We start from the raw sequence: 1559 nt of genomic DNA on the forward strand, positions 1-1559 counted from the left end.
CCCAGCAGCACCGCGAACGCCGCGGCCAGCGCCAGACACACCGCCACCCCCGCGCCCGGCAGCAGCCGGGCCACCAGCGGTGTGTACAGCGCCACCACGACGGCCGAGCCGAGCCACCACGACGGCGCCAGGGAGACCGGGACCCCACCGATCCGGAACAGCGGCACGCCCGGGTCCGGACCACGGTCGTGTCCGGGCCCGGTGGCCGGGTCCTCGCTCGTCGCGCGCACGCCGTCGAGGTTAGGGCGTGCGGTGTTCGGATCACGTGACCTCGCCGGCGGGCCGCCCGGAGCACGGGCGGTGTCGGCGGCGACCGTTACGCTGCCCCGCATGGCTGAGGGCGCGACCGACACGGCCGGGTACACCACCGGCGCCGCGGACACCACCGGGGCGGGTGTGGGCGCTGCGGGAGGGCACGACGGGGTCGTGCGCCGACCGGCGCTGTCGCCGTCCCGGGCGGGCGATTTCAAACAGTGCCCGCTGCTCTACCGGTTGCGCGCGGTGGACCGGCTGCCCGAGACGCCGACGAAGGCCCAGGTGCGCGGCACGCTCGTGCACTCGGTGCTGGAGCGCGTGTTCGCCCTCCCCCGCGAGCAGCGGGTCCCCGACCGTGCCCGGGAACTGCTGCGCCCCACGTGGTCGGAACTGTCCGAACAGACTCCCGAGTGGAGGGAACTGTTCGTGCCCGACCCGCCGGAAGGCCGGGGGGAGATCTCCGAACAGGCGGAGGCCGAGTGGCTCGACTCGGCCGAGCGGCTGCTGGAATCCTACTTCGCGCTGGAGGACCCGCGGCGGCTCGAACCGGAGGCGTGTGAGCTGCACGTGGAGACCGAGCTGGATTCGGGCGTGCTGCTGCGCGGCTACATCGACCGGTTGGACGTCGCCCCCGCCGGGCAGATCCGGGTGGTGGACTACAAGACCGGTGCGGCGCCGCGGCAGATCGGCGAGGCCAAGGCGATGTTCCAGATGAAGTTCTACGCCGTGGTGCTGTGGCGGCTGCGGGGCGTGGTGCCGAGCCAGTTGAAGCTGCTCTACCTGCGTGATGGGCAGGAACTGGCCTACACCCCGGACGAGCCGGAGCTGGCGCGCTTCGAGCGCACCCTGGAGGCGATCTGGCAGGCCATCCTCCGCGCGGGCGCCACGGGCGACTTCCGGCCGAGTCCGAGCAAGCTGTGCGGCTGGTGCTCGTTCCAGCACCTGTGCCCGTCGTTCGGCGGGACCCCACCGGAGTACCCGGGGTGGCCGGAGCCCGACCCGGGGGTGGAGTCCGTGCTCGACCGGGCGGACTGACGCTGGACCGGGCGGCCTGACCGGCGGCGCACGAGGAAGGCGGTATGCGGTGACCGAGGCGTTCTACGTCCCCCGGGGCGGCGGGCGGTTCCTGCCGACGGAACACACGTCGGGGCCGTGGTCGGCGGACGCGCAGCACTTCGGGCCCCCGTCGGCGCTGCTGGTGCGGGAGCTGGAGGCGCTGCCCGCCGACTCGGCGCGGCGACTGGCGCGGGTCACCGTCGAGATCCTCGGCCCCGCCCCCGCTCACCGAACTGACGGTGCGGGCC

Annotated in this window: 1 protein-coding gene and 2 pseudogenes; 2 read left to right on the forward strand and 1 reads right to left on the reverse strand. The window is 74.2% G+C overall.

Annotated features, from left to right (window positions below):
* Window positions 1-167 (reverse strand): annotated as a pseudogene (locus SACPADRAFT_RS32430) (site-2 protease family protein); the annotation flags it as partial.
* Between the two features lie 163 nt (window positions 168-330).
* On the opposite strand from SACPADRAFT_RS32430, the gene SACPADRAFT_RS0207980 reads away from it, so the two are divergent.
* Window positions 331-1290, forward strand: coding sequence for a RecB family exonuclease (locus SACPADRAFT_RS0207980; protein ID WP_028662315.1), 960 nt, complete (start codon window positions 331-333; stop codon window positions 1288-1290).
* A 49-nt stretch (window positions 1291-1339) separates the two neighbouring features.
* Window positions 1340-1559, forward strand: a pseudogene (locus tag SACPADRAFT_RS32435) (acyl-CoA thioesterase domain-containing protein); the annotation flags it as partial.

Origin of the sequence: Saccharomonospora iraqiensis subsp. paurometabolica YIM 90007, from assembly GCF_000231035.2 — a bacterium.
Taxonomy (GTDB): domain Bacteria; phylum Actinomycetota; class Actinomycetes; order Mycobacteriales; family Pseudonocardiaceae; genus Saccharomonospora; species Saccharomonospora paurometabolica.